The organism is Pseudomonas sp. TWP3-2, from assembly GCF_049897765.1.
GTDB lineage: Bacteria > Pseudomonadota > Gammaproteobacteria > Pseudomonadales > Pseudomonadaceae > Aquipseudomonas.
In genome coordinates this window covers 65,324-85,834 of sequence record NZ_JAFCWW010000010.1, presented here as the reverse complement: position 1 = coordinate 85,834, position 20,511 = coordinate 65,324, and the positions used below count along the sequence as shown (strand labels likewise).

The following is a 20,511-nucleotide window of genomic DNA, read 5'->3' as shown; positions in this document are numbered from 1 at the left end:
CGCCGAAACGGCGGTTAAACCACCTTCATTGCTGAACACATTTGAACAGTTCAGCGATTGACAATGAACAATAGTGAACAACACTCTATGCACTGCCGCGCCCCGCAGGCGCTGTGCAATAACAATAATAAAAATGCCCATCAGAGGCTGACTGCCATGGTCGCTCCCGCTTCCGCGTTATCCCACGACGCCATCGTCCAGGATTCCTGGTCACGTTGCCGCGCGTTCGGTCTCGATCATCAAAGCACGCCGTCGTTCGATCAACTGCCCGCCGCTGGCATCGCGCAGCTGCTCGAAAGCCATCACTCACTGGTGCAGACCACCCACCAGGAAGTGCTGCCCTACTACGAAAACATTCTGAGCAATTCCAACTGCCTGATCATGCTCGCCGACAATCAGGGCCAGGTGCTGACGTCGTGGGGCACGCAACGCTTTATCGAACCGAGCCTGGCGCGCGGGTTTCAGGCTGGTGCCAGTTGGATCGAACGCGCGAGCGGCACCAACGCGATCGGCACGGCGCTGGCCTGCGAGCAGGCGGTGCATATCGAACACGATGAACACTTTCTCAAGGCCAACCGCTTCATGACCGGGTCCGCCGCGCCGATCTTCGATGCCGAACGCAAGGTTATTGCGGTGCTGGATGTGTCCAGCGACAGCTACCTGCCGCCCTCGCACACCCTCGGAATGGTCAAGATGATGAGCCAGACCGTGGAAAACCGGCTGATCCTCAACCTGTTCCACGGCCAGCACTTTCAACTGACTTTCAACACCGGTTTGAACAACCTCGACAGCCAGTGGGCCGGCTTGTTGATCTTCGATGAGAGCGGCCAAGTGCTTTCGGCCAACCGCCGAGCCGATAACCTGCTGGGCGTGCGGCTGTCGCGGGTCAGTGTCGAGAGCCTGTTCAAGGTGTCGTTGCTGGAATTGCTCAATCAGCCTGAAGGTTTGCCGTTTGCCTTGCAGACGTCTGGCCGCAACCGTTTTCAGTGCATGTTGAAGCGCCCTAAACAGGTGCCGATTCAACCACGACTGTTTGTTGAACCGACGGTCGCTGCGTCGAACGCGATCAGCCTCAACACCTTGCATTTCGGCGACAGCCGCGTGGAAAAAGCCGTGCGTCAGGCTGAGCGTTTGCTGGAAAAAGATATTCCGCTGCTGATCCACGGCGAAACCGGGGTCGGCAAGGAAGTGTTCGTCAAAGCCCTGCATCAGGCCAGCTCGCGCAGCAAACAGGCATTTATTGCGGTGAACTGTGCAGCGATCCCCGCCGAACTGGTCGAATCGGAGCTGTTTGGTTATGAGAAAGGCGCGTTTACCGGCGCCAATCAGAAAGGCAGCATCGGCCTGATTCGCAAGGCTGACAAAGGCACGCTGTTCCTCGACGAGATTGGCGACATGCCGTTGCCGACCCAGGCACGGCTGCTGCGGGTGTTGCAGGAGCGTTGCGTGCAGCCGGTGGGCAGCAGCGAGGTGTTTGCGGTGGATTTGCGGATCATCTCGGCGACCAACCGTTCTTTGCGTGAACAGGTGCAATTGGGGCGGTTTCGCGAGGATTTGTATTACCGGATTGGCGGTCTGACTCTGGAATTGCCGCCGTTGCGCGAGCGTTCGGATAAGGAAGCGTTATTTAAACGGCTGTGGGAACAACATCGCGAGCCGTCGCAGTGGGCGGGCCTGAGCCGCGAGGTGCTGGACTTGTTCGAGCGGCATCCGTGGCCGGGGAATTTGCGTCAGGTGAGCAGCGTGATGCAGGTGGCACTGGCCATGGCCGAGGAACAACCGGTGCGGCCGGAGCATTTGCCGGATGATTTTTTTGTTGATCTGGAGATGGAGCCGGTTGAAGTGGCACCGCCACTGGCGGTGGATCTGAATGATGTCGAAGCGTTGAATCGGGAATTGCAGTTGGCCGGGGGGAATATTTCCCATCTGGCGCGGCGGTTGGGGGTTAGCCGCAATACTCTTTACAAGCGATTGCGCCACCCTCACCCCAGCCCTCTCCCCCAGGAGAGGGAGCCGACCGAGGTGTCTGGCGTTTTACATCGACCTGAAAAAACCAGTTGATTATGGATTCAGAGCAAGACTTTCAGGTCGCCAGATTTCGTGAGCATCCCCCAATCAGTCCCCTCTCCAGGGGGAGAGGGCTAGGGTGAGGGGAAATTCCGAATACTGCCAATTATTAATGGACCGCCTCAACCCTCGTAGTTGAGACCGCACCCAATGTACGCAACCCAACCAGCACAACCACCATCATCATCCCCCCTGCACCAATCGCCACGCCAAACCCCGCCCGCGCCCCATAAGCATCGATCACCGGCCCCGAAAGCATGCCTCCCAGCGCCACGCCAATGCTGATGCCGGTGGTCATCCACGTCAGGCCTTCGGTGATCCGCGACGGCGGAAGAATGATCGTGCCCAGATTCATTACCACGACCATGGTCGGCGCAAACGACATTCCGGCAATAAACAGCATCAGCGACAGGACATAAACGTCCGTTGAGAAAATCGGCAATACGCCTGTGACGGCGGTAACCAATATCCCGATGAAGAACTGCTTTTCTATCGGCAAGGAAATCCTCAACGCACCAAACGTGAGACCTGCGACCAACGAACCGAGCGCGTAGGACGCAAGGATGAACGTGGCGGATTCGGGCCAGCCCTGTGCATTGGCGAACGCCACAACCGCCACGTCGATCGCCCCACCAATCACGCCCATCGCCAGCAGCGCGAGAACGATGGTGCGCACGCCGGGAATAAGCAGCGTGGAGCCTTTGCTGCCGCGATTGCCCACCACCACTTTCGGTTCGGTCCGGCGCTGCATCAGAAACGCCGTCACCCCGACCGCCAGCAACACAACCGCTACCAGCGGCCCGGCTTCGGCAAAGAAGCTCACGCTCAAGCCAATCGCCAGCGGTGGGCCGATGATGTAGGCGAGTTCAGTCAGCACGGTGTCCAGAGAGAACGCCGTGTGCAACAGCGGCTTGCCACGGAACAGCTGCGACCAACGCGCTCTGATCATCGACGGCATGCTCGGCATCGTTCCTGCCAGTGCCGCCAGAATAAACAGCAGTACGGTGGGCGCCTTGAGGTACACGGCGAGGATCAGCGCCAGCAACATGCCAATGCTGAACGCCGTCACGACGGGCAGCACGCGACTCTGGCCGCGTTGGTCCACCAGTTTCGAGATGTATGGGCCGAGCAGTGCATTGGCCAGGGTGAACACACCGGCGACCGCGCCGGCCAGCCAATACACACCGGTTTGTTGCACCAGCATGGTGATGATACCGATGCCGATCATTGCCTGAGGCAGACGGGCGATGGCGCTCGCGAGCACCAGCCCGGTGGCGCCGGGGGTTGCCAGAAGTTCGCGATAGTGATTGGCCATGATTTTTTTCCCTTTCATGATCGTCGCTGTTCAGCATCCGGCTGAACGCGTGGCCGACATCAAGACGTATGCGGACACCGAAAGCAACCCCCTCACCCCAGCCCTCCCGAAACGTCGGACCGCCCGGAGGGAGAGGGAGCCGACCGAGGTGTCTGGCGCTATACATCGACCTGAATGACCGAGTTGATTATGGATTCAGCACATCAGTTTCAGGTCGATGTATTTCTGAAGCATCCCCCAATCAGTCCCCTCTCCTGGGGGAGAGGGTTAGGGTGAGGGCGTAATCTCAGAACAGCACAAATCCCCCAACCAGCAGAAAAACAAAAACCCGCACACGGCGGGTTTTGTCTTCAACAACCACAACAATCAGTCAGCCAGACGCCACGTAGTCCCGCCCTTCCCGTCTTCCAACACCACGCCCATGGCGGTGAGCTGGTCGCGGATGCGGTCGGATTCGGCCCAGTCTTTGCCGGCACGTGCGGCCAGGCGCGCAGCAATCAGCGCGTCAACTTCAGCGGCATCAACCCGCCCTTCAGCGCCGGCCTGCAAGAAGTCATCAGCCTCAAGCTGCAACACACCGAGCACGCTGGCCAGTTCTTTCAGACGTGCCGCCAGACCGGCCGCCGCGTTCAGATCGCTCTCACGCAGACGGTTGATCTCGCGCACCATCTCGAACAGCACGGCGCAGGCTTCGGGTGTGCCGAAGTCGTCGTTCATCACGTTGGTGAAACGCTCGACGAACGCTTCGCCGCCGGCAGGAGCGACGTTCGGCAGGCCTTTCAACGCGTGGTAGAAACGCTCGAGTGCGCCTTTGGCGTCCTTGAGGTTGTCTTCCGAGTAGTTGATCGCGCTGCGGTAGTGGCTCGACACCAGCAGGTAACGCACGACTTCCGGGTGGTACTTGTCGAGCACGTCGCGGATGGTGAAGAAGTTGTTCAAGGACTTGGACATCTTCTCGCCATTGATGCGAATCATGCCGCAATGCATCCATGCGTTGGCGTAGGTCTTGCCAGTGGCCGCTTCGCTCTGGGCGATTTCGTTTTCGTGGTGCGGGAACTCAAGATCGCTGCCGCCGCCATGAATATCGAACGTCTCACCCAGGCAGCAGGTGGACATCACCGAGCACTCGATGTGCCAGCCCGGACGCCCGGCGCCCCACGGCGATTCCCAGCTTGGCTCGCCCGGCTTGACGCCCTTCCACAGCACGAAGTCCAGCGGATCTTCCTTGGCTTCGTCGACCTCTATCCGCGCACCGATGCGCAGGTCTTCGATCTTCTTGCGCGAGAGCTTGCCGTAACCCATGAACTTGCCGACGCGGTAGTACACGTCGCCATTGCCCGGGGCGTAGGCGTAACCCTTGTCGATCAGGGTCTGGATCATCGCGTGCATACCCGGGATGTGATCGGTGGCACGCGGCTCCATGTCCGGCTTCTGGATGTTCAGGCGCGCTTCATCTTCGTGCATCGCGGCGATCATGCGCTCGGTCAACGCTTCGAACGATTCACCGTTCTCGTTGGCGCGATTGATGATCTTGTCGTCGATGTCGGTGATGTTGCGCACGTAGGTCAGGTCGTAACCGCTGAACCGCAACCAGCGGGTCACCAGGTCGAACGCGACCATGCTGCGGCCGTGGCCGAGGTGGCAGTAGTCGTACACGGTCATCCCGCACACGTACATGCGCACCTTGTTGCCATCCAGCGGCTTGAAAACTTCTTTGCTCTTGGTGAGCGTGTTGTAGATCGAAAGCACGTTCATTCCTTAAGACTGAATCACTGGCCCCACGAATCGCGCAGGGTCACGGTACGGTTGAATACCGGCGCGCCCGGTTTCGAGTCCTTGATATCCGCGACGAAGTAACCTTCGCGCTCGAACTGGAAACGGTCTTCCGGCTGTGCGTTGCCCAACGAAGGCTCGGCACGACAACCGGTGAGGACTTGCAGTGAGTCAGGGTTGATGTTGTCGAGGAAACTCGCGCTGTCTTCAGCCTTCTCCGGGTTTGGAGAACGGAACAGACGATCGTACAGACGCACTTCGCACTCGACGCTGGCAGCAGCCGGCACCCAGTGCACCACGCCTTTGACCTTGCGGCCTTCAGGATTCTTGCCGAGGGTTTCCGGGTCGTACGAGCAACGCAGCTCGACGATGTTGCCGTCGGCGTCTTTGATTGCCTCGTCGGCACGGATCACGTAGCTGCCACGCAGACGCACTTCGCCGTTCGGTTCCAGGCGCTTGTAGCCTTTTGGCGGCTCTTCCATGAAGTCATCGCGGTCGATGTAGATTTCACGGGCGAACGGCAGAGCGCGCACGCCGAGCTCTTCTTTCTGCGGATGACGCGGCAGTTCGAGGTTCTCGACCTGGCCTTCCGGATAGTTGGTGATCACTACCTTCAACGGACGCAGCACGCACATGGCACGCGGGGCGTTCTGGTCCAGGTCCTGACGGATGCTGAACTCGAGCATGCCGAAGTCGACCACGCCGTCGGAACGGTTAGTGCCGACCATGTCGCAGAAGTTACGGATCGACGCCGGGGTGTAGCCGCGACGACGGAAACCCGACAGCGTCGACATGCGCGGGTCATCCCAGCCAAACACGTGTTTCTCGTCAACCAACTGCTTGAGCTTGCGCTTGCTGGTGATCGTGTAGTTCAGGTTCAGACGGCTGAACTCGTACTGACGCGGGTGCGCCGGCACTGGCAGCGCATCGAGGAACCACTCGTACAACGGACGATGGCTTTCGAATTCCAGGGTGCAGATCGAGTGCGTGATGCCTTCGATGGCGTCCGACTGACCGTGAGTAAAGTCGTAGTTCGGGTAGATGCACCACTTGTCACCGGTCTGATGGTGATGCGCGTGGCGGATGCGGTACATGATAGGGTCGCGCAGGTTCATGTTCGGCGAAGCCATGTCAATCTTCGCGCGCAGCACACGGGCGCCGTCCGGGAATTCGCCGGCACGCATGCGGGCGAACCAGTCGAGGTTCTCTTCGACCGAACGGTCGCGGAACGGGCTGTTCTTGCCCGGCTCGGTCAGGCTGCCACGGTATTCCTTGGCTTGCTCCGGGGTCAGGTCGTCGACGTAGGCTTTGCCGGCCTTGATCAGCTCGACCGCCCAGTCGTGCAGCTGGTCGAAATACTGCGAGGCGTAGCGCACTTCGCCGGACCATTCGAAACCCAGCCATTTGACGTCGCTTTCGATCGCGTCGATGTATTCCTGGTCTTCCTTGGCCGGGTTGGTGTCGTCGAAACGCAGGTGGGTGACGCCGCCGAACTCCTGGGCCAGGCCGAAGTTCACGCAGATCGACTTGGCGTGACCGATGTGCAGGTAGCCGTTGGGCTCAGGCGGGAAACGGGTGACGATCTGCGTGTGCTTACCCGAGTCCAGGTCCGCCTGGATGATCGGGCGCAGGAAATTGACCGGCGTGACAGGGCCGGTCTTGGAATTCGAGGTAGGGTCGACAGTGGGCTTGCTCATAGGATCCTTGAACGTACGTGCGCGGCCGGGACACAGGCCTGACAAAACAAAGCCGCTATCATAGCCGATGCTGTCAAGCACCTGACAGAGCAGGGCCTAAAAGGTATGCATTTAATCGCCGGGATTTGAAAAACAGCCTCGAAATTCGCGCCTGTCACGCTAAACTGCGCACCTTGGCCCTTGCGGGCTGAACCGGTAAAGGGCCTGTAGGTCCCAATACCCACGAATTCCTTATAAAGAGTAGCGATCATGACTCAAGTTAAATTGACCACTAACTTCGGTGACATCGTCATCGAACTGAACGACGAAAAAGCCCCGATCACCGTGGCCAACTTCATCGAATACGTTAAAAAGGGTCACTACGAGAACGTCGTGTTCCACCGTGTGATCAAGGGTTTCATGATCCAGGGCGGCGGTTTCGAGCCTGGCATGAAGGAAAAGAAAGACAAGAGCCCAAGCATTCAGAACGAAGCTGACAACGGTCTGAAGAACGAGAAGTACACCCTGGCCATGGCTCGCACCATGGACCCGCATTCGGCATCGGCGCAGTTCTTCATCAACGCCACCGACAACAGTTTCCTCAACCACACCGCCAAGACCGCTCAGGGTTGGGGTTACGCGGTATTCGGTAAAGTGGTTGCCGGCACCGACGTTGTCGACAAGATCGAAGGCGTTTCCACCACGTCCAAGGCAGGCCATCAGGACGTACCAGCAGACGACGTGATCATCGAGAAAGCCGAGATCATCGAAGCGTGATACTGCTGATTTCAGACTTGCATCTGGAAGAGGAGCGCCCGGACATTACCCGGGCGTTTCTGGATTTGCTCGCCGGACGCGCCCGCTCGGCGAGTGCGCTGTACATTCTTGGCGACTTTTTCGAAGCGTGGATTGGCGACGACGCCATGACGCCCTTCCAGCGTTCCATCTGCCAGGCCCTGCGCGAACTCAGCGACAGCGGCACGGCGATATTTCTGATGCACGGCAATCGCGACTTCATGCTCGGCAAGGCCTTCTGCAAACAGGCCGGCTGCACATTATTGAAGGACCCGAGTGTCGTGCAGTTTTACGGCGAGCCGGTGCTGCTGATGCATGGCGACAGCCTGTGCACCCGCGACGTGGCTTATATGAAGCTGCGCCGTTACCTGCGCAACCCGCTCAGCCTGTTCATTTTGCGTAACCTGCCATTGCGCACCCGGCACAAACTCGCGCGCAAACTGCGCAGCGAAAGCCGTGCGCAGACACGGATGAAGGCCAATGACATTGTCGATGTCACGCCGGAGGAAGTGCCGCGGATCATGCAGGAATTCGGTGTGAAGACGCTGATTCATGGGCATACCCATCGCCCGGCGATCCACAAGTTGCAGCTTGGTGATCAGGCGGCGAAGCGGATTGTGCTGGGGGATTGGGATCGGCAGGGTTGGGCTTTGCAGGTGGATGAGAACGGATTTGCACTGGCGCCGTTTGACTTCTCGCCTCCGCTGGCTTTGTCTAACGGCTGAGAACCTACCCCCTCACCCCAGCCCTCCCGAAACGTCGGACCGCCCCCAAGGGGGCGAGGGGGAAAGGGAGCTGATCTTCACGCTATTCAAACCTGAGTTCGACTGAAGTCTGTCAGGTCGATGTAGCTCGAACATTCAACTCGGTCAGTCCCCTCTCCCTCCGGGAGAGGGCTAGGGTGAGGGGCTTTTGGCTTTTGACCTTAGTGCCCGGAAGCAGCCGGCCCTGCTTTAGCGGCAAACGGCGGCTTCGCCAGCCACACAATCAATATCAACCCCATAAAACCCCAGCCCAACAACGTGAAGTAATCCACAGTCGACAACATATACGCCTGACTCGTCAGAATATGATCCATCTGCGCGTAAGCCGATTGCCCTGCCCCACCCAACGAATTCAAAGTCTCCCGCGTCGCCGGCTCATAGGTGCTAATGCTTTCGCTCATGTACGCATGGTGCTGATCGGCCCGACGAATCCAGATCCAGGTAGTCAAAGACGCCGCAAAGCTACCGCCCAACGTACGCAGAAAAGTCGCAAGCCCGGCACCGTCGGCGATCTGGCTCGGCGGCAAGTCCGACATCAGGATGCTCAGGGTTGGCATGAAGAACAGCGCCACACCAATGCCCATGAACAGTTGCACCAGCGCGATGTGCTGGAAGTCCACCTCGTTGGTGAACCCGGCGCGCATGAAGCAGCTCAGGCCAATCGCCAGGAATGCAAGCCCGGCCAGCAGTCGCAGGTCGAACTTGTGCGCGTACTTGCCGACAAACGGTGACAGCAGCACCGGCAGAATGCCGATTGGCGCCACGGCCAGGCCGGCCCAGGTCGCGGTGTAACCCATTTGGGTTTGCAGCCACTGCGGCAGGATCAGGTTGATGCCGAAGAACCCGGCGTAACCCAACACCAACACAATCGTGCCGATGCGGAAGTTGCGGTGGGCGAACAGCCGCAGGTTGACCACCGGATGCTGGTCGGTCATTTCCCAGATCACGAACACCGCCAGCGCCACCACCGAAATCGCCGCGCCAATGATGATGAAGTTCGATTCGAACCAGTCGAGGTCATTGCCCTTGTCGAGGATCACCTGCAACGCGCCGACGCCGATGATCAGCGTGATCAGTCCGACGTAATCCATCGGTTGATGGCTGGTAACCACCGGACGCTTGGCCAACTGCGAGCGCACCACCATCACCGCGAAAATGCCGATCGGCACGTTAATGAAGAAAATCCACGGCCAGCTGTAACTGTCGGTGATCCAGCCACCGAGAATCGGCCCGGCAATCGGCGCGACCACCGTGACCATCGCCAGCAACGCCAAGGCCATGCCGCGCCTGGCGGGGGGATAAACCGCGATCAACAGGGTTTGCGTCATCGGATACAACGGCCCGGCTACCAGCCCTTGCAGCACACGGAAGCCGATCAGCTCGGGCATCGACGTGGAAATACCGCAGAGGAACGAGGCCAGTACAAACAAGACGGTGGCCCATAGAAACAGCTTCACTTCGCCGAAGCGGCGGCTGAACCAACCGGTCAGCGGCAGGGCAATCGCGTTGCTCACGGCAAACGAAGTAATGACCCAGGTGCCCTGCTCCGAACTCACCCCGAGGTTGCCGGAAATAGTCGGCAGCGCCACGTTGGCGATGGTGGTGTCGAGCACTTGCATGAACGTCGCCAGCGACAGACCGATGGTGCTGAGCAACAGGCTGGGCGGCGTGAAAGAAGCGTTATTGCTCATCGCGAATCCTTTGGAACCGGGTTGGCGCTACGGAACGGACTTTTGTGGCGAGGGGATTTATCCCCGTTGGACTGCGCAGCAGGCCCTCTTTTCTGGATCAAAAGCGGGGCCGCTTCGCGACCCAACGGGGATAAATCCCCTCGCCACAGAAGTTCTCACTCACAGGAAGTGGTATCAGCGTTGCGCGGTTTTGCTGGCCGCTGCGCTGTTGTCGTGGATCAATTGGGCGATCATCGCGTCGGCTTCGGCCAGTTGGCGGTCGTAGACGTTGGTGCTGAAAGAGGCCTTTTGCGGCGGCTGTTGCGCCAGCACCGGGCCGCTCTGGTCGTGCAGGTTGACCTCGACCGTGGTCGACAAGCCGACGCGCAGCGGGTGTTTGGCCAGTTCTTCGGCGTTGACGTGAATCCGTACCGGCACACGCTGGACGATCTTGATCCAGTTACCGGTGGCGTTCTGCGCAGGCAATAGAGCGAACGCGCTACCCGTACCGGCGCCGAGGCTGTCGATGGTGCCGGTGAATTTCACGTCGCTGCCGTAGATGTCCGATTCGATGTCCACTGGCTGACCGATGCGCATGTCACGCAGCTGGGTTTCCTTGAAGTTGGCGTCGATCCACAGTTGATCCAGCGGAATCACCGCCATCAGCGCGGTGCCCGGCTGTACCCGCTGACCCAGTTGCACGGTGCGTTTGGCAACGTAACCGGTGACCGGCGCAATCAGAGTGCTGCGCGCATTGGTCAGGTAGGCCTGACGCAGTTGCGCGGCGGCGGACATCACGTCCGGGTGCGACGAAACCACGGTGTCATCGACCAGTGCGCTGGTGGTTTTCAGTTGTTGTCTGGCGTTGGCCAGCGCATTTTGCGCCGAGGTCAGATCGTCGCGAGCGTGGGACAGTTCTTCCTGGGAAATCGCCCCGCCAGCCGCCAGATTTTTCCGGCGGTTGAAGTTGTCCTGCGCTTTTTGCACTTCAGCCTGTTGCGCGTTGACCTGGGCTTTCATGCCATCAACGTTGCTGTACAAGCCGCGCACCTGACGCACGGTGCGCGCCAGATTGGCCTGAGCACTTTGCAGACCGACTTCAGCGTCGTTCGGGTCGAAGTTGATCAGCACCTGGCCTTCATGCACCAGATCGCCATCATCGGCACCGATGCTCACCACCGTGCCCGTCACCAGCGGCGTGATCTCGACCACGTTACCGTTGACGTAGGCATCATCGGTGCTTTCGTTCCAGCGCCCGATAAATTCGTGATACGCCCACACGCCGGCAATGGCGAGCAGCACCACAACGGCCAGCGTCAGCAGCATCACTTTGCGTTTGCGCGGGTTGCCGGTGTCGGGCGTTTTATCTTGAGCTTGAGTGTTTTCGGCAGTGGCCATGACAGATACCTTGAATTAGTTGTGCGGCGTGGCTGGGGTGGCGTTGGCTGCGGTCAGGGTCTCACCCTGAAAGCCACCGCCCAGCGCTTGCATCAGTTGAATCGACAGATCGATCTGCTCGGCATTCAGGGTGGCCAGTTGGCGCTGGGCCTGAAGCAGTTGCTGCTCGATGCTGAGTACGTCCAGGTAGTTGCCGATGCCGGAACCGTAACGCTGGACCACGGTGTTGTAAGAATCCTGGGCAATCTCGGTCGCGTGCTGCTGAGCGCCGATCTGCCGGCCGATGTCACGCAACTGGTTAATCGTGTCGCTGACATCGCCGAGGGCTTTCACCAGGTTTTTGTTGTATTGCGCCACCGCCAGATCGTAATCGGCGTCACGCGCATCGAGGTTGGCGCGCAGGCGTCCACCGTCGAAGATCGGCACCGAAACGGTCGGCGCGATGTTGAAGAAACGGCTGGCGGAACCGAACATTGCGTCACCTAACAACGATTCCGCACCAGCGGCAGCCGACAGGTTCAAGTTCGGATAGAACTGGGTTTTGGCCGAAGCAATGTCCTTGCTTGCAGCCTCGACCCGCCAGCGCGCAGCGACCAGATCCGGACGCCGACCGAGCAGTTCTGCCGGCAATACCGACGGCAAGGCCACGGCGCTGGCCTGGAGGATTTTCGGCCGGGCGATTTCGTTGCCGCGATCCGGGCCTTTGCCGAGCAGCACGGCCAAGGCGATTTTGGCGCTGTTCAGGCGTTTTTCCGCGTCGATCAGGCTTGCTTCGGAGCTGGCTTCCAGACTTTGCGTCTGCTGGAACTGGTAGTTGCTGTCGATCCCCGAACTAAGGCGGCGCTGGCTCAAATCGAGCATCTGCTTGGTGCGCTTGAGGTCGTCGTTGGCCAGGTCATACACGATGTGCGCCTGGCCGAGATCGCTGTAGGCTCGGGCGACGTCGGCGGCGAGCGTCAACTGCGCAGCCTGACGATCGACTTCAGCGGCACGCGCTTCACCGAGCGCGGCTTCCCACGCATCACGCTGGCCGCCCCACAGGTCGAAGTTGTAATTGAAACCGGCGCTGATATTACGCACGGTGGCGTAAGCATCGCCTTGCCCGCGCGGGTCCTGATCCTTGGCCAGACGCGAGCGGGTAATCCCGGCGCTGGCATCGAGGGTCGGATAGCGCGCGGCATCGGCGGCGTACGCGGAGGCGTTGGCCTGATGCGCGCGAGCGCTGGCGATCTGCATGTCCGGGCTGTCACGCAGGGCTTCGCGGATCAGACCGTCGAGCTGCGGATCGCCGAGGCTGGTCCACCAGTCACTTTTTGGCCACGCGGCTGGCGACAGGCTGACTCCGTTGAGCGATTGCCCGGCTTGCAAGGTTTTCGCATCGAGGTTGCTGTTGCTGGTATCGAGGCCGCTGTAATTGGCGCAACCGGCGAGGATCATCGCCGACAGCAGCAGTGTCAGGCTGCTGCGCAAGGTTTTACCGCTCATTGTGTTCACCTAAGCGCTGGATAGTGATCGGGTCACCGGCTGCCAGCAGAATTTTCTTGAGGAGGTACTCCAGGGTCTTCAATTCTTCCCGGGAGATGGCGCCGGCCAGTTCATTCATGGCGTCGGCGCCGATGTGTGGCAGGCGATCAGCCAGTTGCTGGCCTTGCCCGGTCAGTTTGAGTTGCACCTGACGGCGATCGCCTTCGCTGCGTTGGCGCACCAGAAAGCCCTTCTGCTCCAGACGATCGAGCATGCGCGTCATCGAACCGCTGTCCAGCGACAGGTGCCGGCACAGCTCGGCCGGGGTGTCGACGCCGAACTGGGCCATGATGATCAACACCTTGAACTGCGCGGCGGTGATGCCGTGGGGTTCCATGTGGGTGTCGATGATCCGGTCTTTGAGCAACGCCGCACGACCGAGCAGCAGGCCGAGATGGCAATGCTTGAATTCGTCTGGGGTGAAATGCTTCATGTGCGCACCTGATAACTGCCTAGGCAGTGAATGTATGTCGGGATGTTACTGCCTAGGCAGCGAATGTCAACGTAATAGTTAGCAGGCTTGGTAATTAGCTGGCTAATGGGCTGGGGTTTTGTGGTGCATAAGAGGACGCCATCGCTGGCAAGCCAGCTCCCACAGGTTTTTGTGGCGTACGTGAATTTTGCGTACGACACACACCCTGTGGGAGCTGGCTTGCCAGCGATTGCAGCGACTCGGATCAGGATTTGTCGGAGGGATTGTCCACGGATGGCGGTTGCACGGGATGCACGTCGCGGCCACGCAACGCCGTTGCCACATAACCGCAAGCGCGCTTGGCTCCCGCGAAAATGCCGTGCCAGCCCGGCGGTGCCGGCTCGATGGCGGCGTGCAGCGCCCGCGCGTAATCGAGCACCAGCCCCGGCGTCCACGCCATGGCCTCGGCGCGTTTGCGCACTTGGGCCGCGACCCAGAATTCCGGGCTGATGATGATCCGGGCGAAATCGAGCATGCTCGAATGACCACGATTCATCGCGCCTTCCAGCGCTGCTTCAAGGCTATGCGCAACCGCGCTGGAACAGTTGCGGCTGGTCAGGTTGTAAGTGCTGTTCTGCCTGTAAGCCGCCCAAAACGCATTCAGTCGCCGGGCGTCGTAACGGGCAAAACTGACCTGCACCGATGACGGACACCAGTCACCGACCTCGCTGGCGTAGTCAGGCAAAAACCTGCCCGGCACATCGTTGTTCGGCGTGGCTCGCAGCAGCCGCACGAAATCCCCCGCCGAGCGATCAATGTCATCTTGCGGGTAGTGGCTGATGTAAATGTCCGGGCCACATTCCAGTGCCGCATGGCCGGCAGAAATCACACCGTTGATATCAACCGCCGCGATATAGCGGTTGAGCAGCCGATTGCGCACCAACGTGTCGTCAACCGTGCCGCTGGGGGTCCAGACATGGATCACCAGCGCATCGCTGCAGGCTGGCGCACTGACCGTGGAAGGCGTGACGAACGACTGCCAGTTTTTGAAGCGCCACGCCTGGCGAAACAACGCGCAGCCCGAAAGGAAAATGCTCATGCCAATGCAGAACGGCACCGTGCCCTTGTACAGCGTCGGATACGGTTCAAGGATGAACAGGCCAAAGCCGATTTCGAACAACCCGGTCAGCAATGACACTGGCCAACCGACAAACCGTACCACCATCGCAGCCGCCAGACGAAACCCGCCATCGATCAGGAACGCCCCGCCAAACAGCAGCGCCAGAATCAGGCTGGCGGCGTGTTGCCGGTCGACGATCAGCAGCCCCAGCACCAGGAACACCAGACCTCGCCCCTTGCGCAATGCCGCAGCCGTGCCGGTTCGCGGAGCCGGCACCAGCAGAATGATCAGCGCTTCAAGCAGCAACAGGTAGCCGAATACATGCAGCGGAAAGTACAGCACGCCGTCCAGCGCATCGATGAAGATCGCCACACCGGCCGCGCCCCAGACGATGCCGGTCAGGGCCAGCGCTGACCAGCGTTTGCGGACAAAGTCGTTGCCGAGCAAGACCATACTCAAGCGGATCATAGGCTCCCCGTAAGCTCCGGGCACCGGCAAGCGGCGCGGCTTTCACGCTGCGATGAGTCTAATACATCCTGCGAAAACCGGATCGCGACGGCGATCCGGTTATGGGAGCGCGCTCTAGAAATCCCGCTTGTAGAAGATATCCAGCGAACTGGCCACACCACTGGCAACCTCGACGTAAACCTTCTTGCTCAGCTTGTAGCGCAGAGCAATGGTGCTGGCCGGTTCGAACACGCCGACGCCGTAACGCAGGCTGAGTTTTTCGGTGAGGTTACCGCTGGCCACGACGCTGGTAGCGTCGCCACTGCCCTGAGTGTCGAGCTGGAAATCCTGAATCCCGAGGTCTTTCGCCAAACCGCTGGTCACACCAGAGCTGCCCATCAACCCCAGACCCAACGCCGCTTGCGCGAGCATGTTGTTGTCCTCGCCAGTGGTGCTCAGCGGACGGCCCAGTACCAGATACGAGAGTGCCTGTTCCTGACTCATCGCCGGTTCGGAAAAGATCTGCGTGGTCGGCTGCTCGGCGCTGCCACTGAGGCGAATGCCGGCAATCACGTCGTCCGTCTGGCGAATCGCTTCAATGTCCAGATACGGCTGATCCAGCGGCCCGGCAAACAACAGGCGCGCACGGCGCACGGTCAGACGCTGTCCGTAAGCGCGGTAGCGTCCGTCGTTGAGCCACAGCTCGCCGCGGGTGTCCATGTTGTCGCCGATGTGCACCTGACCTTGCAGATTGGCGGTCAGGCCGAAACCGGCGAAGCTCAGTTTGTCCTGACCGACCACCACGTCGATGTCCATTTTCATCGCCAGCGGCGGTTTGCCCTGCTCGGTCTGCTGGCCGACGATGATCGTGTCATCCGAGACCTTCACGGTGGATGGCGGCAGCTCGCGCACGGTGATTTCGCCTTTCGGCACCAGCACCTTGCCGGCGATTTTCAGTTCGTCGCCGGCCATGGAGATTTTCAGGTCCGGCGCCACTTCGAGCTTGGCGTACGGCTCGACCGTGACTGGCAATTGTGTGCCCTTGAGCGCCAGATCGACCACCAGCGCCTGACCCCAGGCGATGTTACCGTTGAGGCTGCCCTGCCCGCTCTTGCCGCTTTTCCAGCCGCCGTTGACCTGCACGGTCTCGCCGGCGATCACTGCTTGCAGTTGCAGCGCTTGCAGCTCCAGCGGCAGTTCCGGGCCGGAGACTTCACCGTCACTCAGTTGCACCGTGCCGTTGACCTGCGGCGCAAGCAAGCCGCCGGAAATCGTGCCGCTGCCGTTCAGGCGTCCGGTGAGTTTCTCGACCATCGGCACAAACGGCCGCGCCACTGACAAGTCCAGCCCGCTGAGGCGAAACGAACCGCTGACCGGTTTGTTGTTCGGCAGCGGATTGATCTGCGCCTGCACCCTCAACTCGCCGAGCTTGCCACCGACGAAATTCAAGTCGGTGTCGATGCGTTTCGGGGTGAGTTTGCTGGTGAGTTTCAGCGTCTGATACGGGAAATCCAGCCACTGATCTTTATCGCGCATGCGCAAAGTGCCGCCGCTGGCGTCGATGCTGACCTGGCCGTTAGGGCCGCTGGCCGGCAAGTCCAGTTGCAGGTCGGCGTTGAGTTTGCCCTGCCAGGCGAAATCCTTCGGCAGCCACTGCGCCAGGCTTTCGATGGGGAATTGCTTGAGGTGATAACGCAGCTTCGGCTCGGGCATCAAGCGCTGATCTTCGCCGCACAGGCTGGCGCCGTTGGACAACCAGCAATGCGCGCCGAAGTTGATCTTGCCGTCGGCCAGCCGTTCGAGCCTGGCCGGGTTCTGCAGTTTCCAGTCCTGACCGCCTGCCTGAATATCGCCGCTGGCCAGGCGTCCGCGCCAGTTGCCTTTGTCCAGATTGCCGTCCAGGCCCAGCGCCAGTTTCAGCTTCGGCCCGAGCAAGTCGAGGTTGAGTTTCTGGCTTTTGATATCGCCCTGCGCGCTGGCGGTCAGCGTGCCCAACGAGGTGTCGCCGGCCTGAATACCGCTGCCCTTGAGATCGATTTTCGCCCGCTGCGCACTGTCGAGGGTGGCGTCGAGGTTGAGGCTTTGCAGGCGATTGTCTTGAAACGCCAGTTGCGAACCTTGCAGACCGAGTTTGCCTTGCGGCGCTTTCAGCGTGCCAGCGACATCGACGCGGCCGTTGATCTGCCCACGCAACTCAGGCCAGAGCTGGGCCAGACGCGGCAGTTTGATGTCGATCTGCCCGGTTAGTTTCTGTTGCAGGCTGCCCTTGCCGTTGATGCTGTTGTCACCGAGGCGAATTTGCAGCGCGTTGAGATTCCACTGCTCGCCAGCACCGTCAGCCTTGGCTTGCAGCACCGCCGGTTGCCCGCGCAGTTTGCCTTTGAGATCAAGGTCGGCGTTGAGGCTCAGGCGCTCGTTCTTCATTTCGCCTGTGCTGCTCAGCGGCCCGGCGAGCGTGCCCGGCAGTTCCGCCAGCCAGTACGCCGGGTTGAGTGCCGAGAGTTGCAGCGCGGTGTCCCAGGCGATGCCATCAGTGAACTGCACATTCACATGCCCTTCAGCCTTGCCCTGCCCCGCTTCGAGCTTGAATTGCGGCAGGAAGATCTGCTTGAGATTGCCGCTGAACGGACTGCTCAAACTGAACGCACCGGCCGGGCCATCCAGCGCGGCGGCGAAGTTACCGAGGTATTGACCGTCGGTGTAGGAGACTTCGCCGTTGAACGTGCGCAACGCGACTTGCGGCTCGTCGATTACTGGATACAGGCGATGCCACGGGAAATCCTGCCAATTGATATTGGCCTGTGCCGTGAGGCCTTTGCTCCAGTCGACATTGCCGGTGAGCTTGAGGCTTTGCTTGTCGTTGGCATTCAGATCAAGGCCGGCGATTTGCGCGCCGTTGGCGTCGACCTTGCCTTTGAGCAGCAACGCCACCGGACCTTTTTCGGCCGGCAGCGTGGCGTTGCCGAGCAGTTGGTAACCGTTTTTCAGGTCGCCCTCGGCGGTCAGCAGCAATTGGTTGAGTTGCAGCGTGTCCGGCAGATCGGCGCTCGGCTTGAACGCATCGCTGGTGATGCGCACTTTTGCTGGCAGATTTTCCGCCAGCGGCTGCAGTTCGCCGCTCAACTGGCCGTTGAGATAACCGCGACTGTCAGCGTGCAGGTTGAGGGTTTTCAGCAGGTCGCCGTCGATCTTCAGCGCCAGCGTCCACGGCTCGGGGGCCGGGGATGGCAGGGTCAGTTGGCCTTCGATGTTCAACGGCCAGTTGCCGGTCGGTTGCAGCAACCCGGAGAGGTTCAGGCTGAGCTCGTCGCGCTGCAATTTGACGCTGTCGATCTGCAACCCCTGAGCCGTCCAGTGCGCCACCAGTTGCAGGCCTTTGAGTTGTTCGCTGCCGTTGAATAACAGGCTGCCGATTTGCACATCACCCAGTTCAATGCCCAGTGGCAACTGCAGATCCGGCAGTTTGATCGGGCCGCTTTCGGTGGTCTCGGCACTCGGCGGGAATTGCAGGGTGACCTGATCGGCTTTCAGTTGATCGATGCACAAGGTCATGCGCGTCAGACACAGCGGCGACCAGGCGAAGATCGCTTTGCTCAGCTCGACCCGGCTGGTGTCCTGCTGCCACACCAAGTGATCGGCGCTCCATTGCCCGCCGAGGCGACCGTTGAAGTTCTCTACGTTCAGCCCCGGCACAAAACCCAGCGCCCAGCGACTGCCGGCCTGGGTGCCAAGCACGCTTGCGACTATCAGTACAATCAGCAACACCAGCGCCAGCAGCACCAGCCCGGTAATTTTCAAACCACGCTTCACAGCTCAGGCCCCATGGAAAAGTGCAGCCGGATGCCGCCATCGTCGTCCAGCGCATGGGCCAGATCGAGACGGATCGGCCCGACCGGCGAAACCCAGCGCACACCGATACCGACCCCGGTCTTGAGGTCCGGCAATTCGAGTTTGTTGAAAGAGTTGCCCTGGTCGACGAAGGTCGCCACCCGCCATTTTTCCGCGACAGAATATTGATACTCGACGCTGCCGGCGATCATGTAGCGCCCGCCGATGCGGTCGCCGTCGGAGTTTTCCGGGGACAGACTTTGATAGTCGTAACCGCGCACGCTCTGATCGCCACCAGCGAAGAAACGCAGCGACGGCGGCACCGATTTGTAACCGTTGGTGGCGCTGCCGCCAACCTGCACGCGGCCGAGCAAGCGGTGCTTGTCGAACACCGTGGTCAAGCCTTTGACCAGCGCCGTGCCATAGAGCAGGTTGGTGTCCGAGCCCAGTCCCTCCTTGGCGACTTTGCTTTCGAAGGTCAGGCGATAGCCGTTGTGCGGGTCGATGCGGTTGTCGCTTTTCAGGTAGGAATAGCTGACGCCGGGCATCAACAGATTGCTCAGACCCGAATCGTCACCGAGTTTGTATTCTTCGCGTTGCCACTTCAGCGACACCACGCGCTGCCAGCCGCTGGGCAACTTGCTGTGCCACTCAGGGCCGAGGGTCAGCAGTTTGCTCAGGGTGTCGGTGTCGGCGAGCTCTTCGTTCTGGTAGCCGCCGGCAAACCGCAGTTTGTCGGTCAATGGCGGGTCGAGCGGGATGTCGTAGAACAGGCCTACGTTCTGCCGTGGCGCCGAAATCTCGGTTTCCCAGCCGTAACTGTGGCCCTGCGGGTTGACCCAATGCCGGGTCCAGTTGGCTTTGGCCCGAGGCCCGACGTCGGTAGAAAATCCGAGGCCCAGTCCCATGGTGCGCGGTTTGCGCGTGTCGAGTTTGACCGCAACCGGAATCACATCGTCCTTGGCGGCGGTCGGCGCGGCGTCCACGCGCACGCCTTCGAAATAGCCGCTCGATTGCAGCGCCTGATTGAGTTCGGCGATCAGCTCCGAGTCGTACGGCTCGCCGGCCTTGAACGGCACCATGCGTTGCAGCAGGTCTTCGTCGAACGGCGTGTCGCCCTCGAAACTGACGTTGCCCAGCGCATAACGCGGGCCGCTGTCGTAGATCAACTCGATATCGGCGACGCCGGCACGGGGATCGACCATGAGTTTTTGACTAGTGAAACGCCCGCTGAAGAACCCGAAGCGCGACGCCTGATTCTGAATCAGGCGTTTGGCGTCTTCGTAACGCCCATGATTAAGCGCCGCGCCAGTTTTCAGCAGATCGCTTTTCGGGGTTCTGAAGGATTTGAGCGAGGCGGCCGGGCCGTCGATGCGGATGGTCACATTGCGCAGACGGATCGGCTCGCCGGGATCGATATTCAGCACCAGCCGTGGCGACTTGCCGCCCTTCACATCGCTGTCGATCTGCGGCTGGTAATAGCCCAAAGCCTGAGCGGCTTTGCGCGCCTGCTCCTCGGCACCACGACTGAAGCGCTGCAAGGCTTCTTCGTCGCGATCGCCGAGGCTGCCGATATAGCCTTCTATATTGGCTTTCAGTTCATCGTTGGACGGTTTGATCCGCACATCCAATTCACTTTGCGCCAGCGCCGCGCAGCTGGATAACAGCATCAGCACGCCGCTGGTAAATCTTCCTGGAAACTTCATAGGCGCGGATGCTATC

General features: G+C 60.3%; 13 protein-coding genes. 3 read left to right on the top strand and 10 right to left on the bottom strand.

Translation table 11 applies throughout. The annotated features are described in order from the left end of the window. The first annotated feature begins 156 nt into the window (after window positions 1-156). Window positions 157-2,061 carry a sigma-54-dependent Fis family transcriptional regulator gene (locus tag ACP7EE_RS16655; RefSeq protein ID WP_426235338.1) on the top strand — a complete coding sequence of 635 codons (1,905 nt, stop codon included), beginning with the start codon at window positions 157-159 and terminating at the stop codon, window positions 2,059-2,061. A 115-nt stretch (window positions 2,062-2,176) separates the two neighbouring features. On the opposite strand, the gene ACP7EE_RS16650 is transcribed toward ACP7EE_RS16655, so the two are convergent. From ACP7EE_RS16650 to ACP7EE_RS16640, 3 genes are all read right to left on the bottom strand, one after another. After that, window positions 2,177-3,382: an MFS transporter gene (locus tag ACP7EE_RS16650; protein WP_426205470.1), complete on the bottom strand. Its 1,206-nt coding sequence runs from the start codon at window positions 3,380-3,382 to the stop codon at window positions 2,177-2,179. A 366-nt stretch (window positions 3,383-3,748) separates the two neighbouring features. Continuing rightward, entirely contained in the window at window positions 3,749-5,131 is a 1,383-nt protein-coding gene (gene cysS, locus ACP7EE_RS16645) for a cysteine--tRNA ligase (RefSeq protein WP_420649002.1), read from the bottom strand. A 20-nt stretch (window positions 5,132-5,151) separates the two neighbouring features. Continuing rightward, complete coding sequence (locus ACP7EE_RS16640) at window positions 5,152-6,852, bottom strand: glutamine--tRNA ligase/YqeY domain fusion protein (protein ID WP_426235336.1); 1,701 nt, start codon at window positions 6,850-6,852, stop codon at window positions 5,152-5,154. A 249-nt stretch (window positions 6,853-7,101) separates the two neighbouring features. Between ACP7EE_RS16640 and ACP7EE_RS16635 the strand changes: the two genes are divergently transcribed. Together ACP7EE_RS16635 and lpxH are read left to right on the top strand one after the other, a co-directional pair. Next, window positions 7,102-7,608, top strand: coding sequence for a peptidylprolyl isomerase (locus tag ACP7EE_RS16635; RefSeq protein ID WP_420649004.1), 507 nt, complete (start codon window positions 7,102-7,104; stop codon window positions 7,606-7,608). Beyond that, on the top strand, window positions 7,605-8,351 hold the full coding sequence (gene lpxH, locus ACP7EE_RS16630) for a UDP-2,3-diacylglucosamine diphosphatase (RefSeq protein ID WP_426235334.1): 747 nt from the start codon (window positions 7,605-7,607) through the stop codon (window positions 8,349-8,351). Before ACP7EE_RS16635 ends, lpxH begins: the two co-directional genes overlap by 4 nt. Before the next feature lie 200 nt (window positions 8,352-8,551). Here the strand turns inward: lpxH and ACP7EE_RS16625 are convergent, their stop codons facing one another. The 7 genes from ACP7EE_RS16625 to ACP7EE_RS16595 form a co-directional block, all read right to left on the bottom strand. Further along, a complete protein-coding gene (locus ACP7EE_RS16625) occupies window positions 8,552-10,081 on the bottom strand; it encodes a DHA2 family efflux MFS transporter permease subunit (protein ID WP_426235332.1) in 1,530 nt (509 codons plus the stop codon). Window positions 10,082-10,255: 174 nt separating this feature from the next. Further along, entirely contained in the window at window positions 10,256-11,458 is a 1,203-nt protein-coding gene (locus ACP7EE_RS16620) for an efflux RND transporter periplasmic adaptor subunit (RefSeq protein ID WP_426235330.1), read from the bottom strand. A gap of 15 nt (window positions 11,459-11,473) precedes the next feature. After that, window positions 11,474-12,943 carry an efflux transporter outer membrane subunit gene (locus tag ACP7EE_RS16615; protein ID WP_426235328.1) on the bottom strand — a complete coding sequence of 490 codons (1,470 nt, stop codon included), beginning with the start codon at window positions 12,941-12,943 and terminating at the stop codon, window positions 11,474-11,476. Beyond that, window positions 12,933-13,415: a MarR family winged helix-turn-helix transcriptional regulator gene (locus tag ACP7EE_RS16610; RefSeq protein ID WP_426235326.1), complete on the bottom strand. Its 483-nt coding sequence runs from the start codon at window positions 13,413-13,415 to the stop codon at window positions 12,933-12,935. The genes ACP7EE_RS16615 and ACP7EE_RS16610 overlap by 11 nt, the downstream gene beginning before the upstream one ends. 244 nt (window positions 13,416-13,659) lie before the next feature. Continuing rightward, entirely contained in the window at window positions 13,660-14,982 is a 1,323-nt protein-coding gene (locus tag ACP7EE_RS16605; RefSeq protein ID WP_426235324.1) for a hypothetical protein, read from the bottom strand. A gap of 114 nt (window positions 14,983-15,096) precedes the next feature. After that, window positions 15,097-18,771 (bottom strand): translocation/assembly module TamB domain-containing protein, encoded by a 3,675-nt coding sequence (locus tag ACP7EE_RS16600; protein ID WP_426235322.1) that lies wholly within the window; start codon window positions 18,769-18,771, stop codon window positions 15,097-15,099. Continuing rightward, window positions 18,768-20,495 carry an autotransporter assembly complex protein TamA gene (locus ACP7EE_RS16595; protein ID WP_426235320.1) on the bottom strand — a complete coding sequence of 576 codons (1,728 nt, stop codon included), beginning with the start codon at window positions 20,493-20,495 and terminating at the stop codon, window positions 18,768-18,770. The genes ACP7EE_RS16600 and ACP7EE_RS16595 overlap by 4 nt, the downstream gene beginning before the upstream one ends. Window positions 20,496-20,511 lie beyond the last annotated feature (16 nt).

What these genes read in the sequence shown, in the direction of transcription:
- ACP7EE_RS16655 (WP_426235338.1), top strand. Translation starts at nt 157, where the DNA reads ATGGTCGCTCCCGCTTCCGCGTTATCCCACGACGCCATCGTCCAGGAT.
- ACP7EE_RS16650 (WP_426205470.1), bottom strand. Translation starts at nt 3,382, where the DNA reads ATGGCCAATCACTATCGCGAACTTCTGGCAACCCCCGGCGCCACCGGG.
- ACP7EE_RS16640 (WP_426235336.1), bottom strand. Translation starts at nt 6,852, where the DNA reads ATGAGCAAGCCCACTGTCGACCCTACCTCGAATTCCAAGACCGGCCCT.
- ACP7EE_RS16635 (WP_420649004.1), top strand. Translation starts at nt 7,102, where the DNA reads ATGACTCAAGTTAAATTGACCACTAACTTCGGTGACATCGTCATCGAA.
- ACP7EE_RS16625 (WP_426235332.1), bottom strand. Translation starts at nt 10,081, where the DNA reads ATGAGCAATAACGCTTCTTTCACGCCGCCCAGCCTGTTGCTCAGCACC.
- ACP7EE_RS16620 (WP_426235330.1), bottom strand. Translation starts at nt 11,458, where the DNA reads ATGGCCACTGCCGAAAACACTCAAGCTCAAGATAAAACGCCCGACACC.
- ACP7EE_RS16615 (WP_426235328.1), bottom strand. Translation starts at nt 12,943, where the DNA reads ATGAGCGGTAAAACCTTGCGCAGCAGCCTGACACTGCTGCTGTCGGCG.
- ACP7EE_RS16610 (WP_426235326.1), bottom strand. Translation starts at nt 13,415, where the DNA reads ATGAAGCATTTCACCCCAGACGAATTCAAGCATTGCCATCTCGGCCTG.
- ACP7EE_RS16605 (WP_426235324.1), bottom strand. Translation starts at nt 14,982, where the DNA reads ATGATCCGCTTGAGTATGGTCTTGCTCGGCAACGACTTTGTCCGCAAA.
- ACP7EE_RS16595 (WP_426235320.1), bottom strand. Translation starts at nt 20,495, where the DNA reads ATGAAGTTTCCAGGAAGATTTACCAGCGGCGTGCTGATGCTGTTATCC.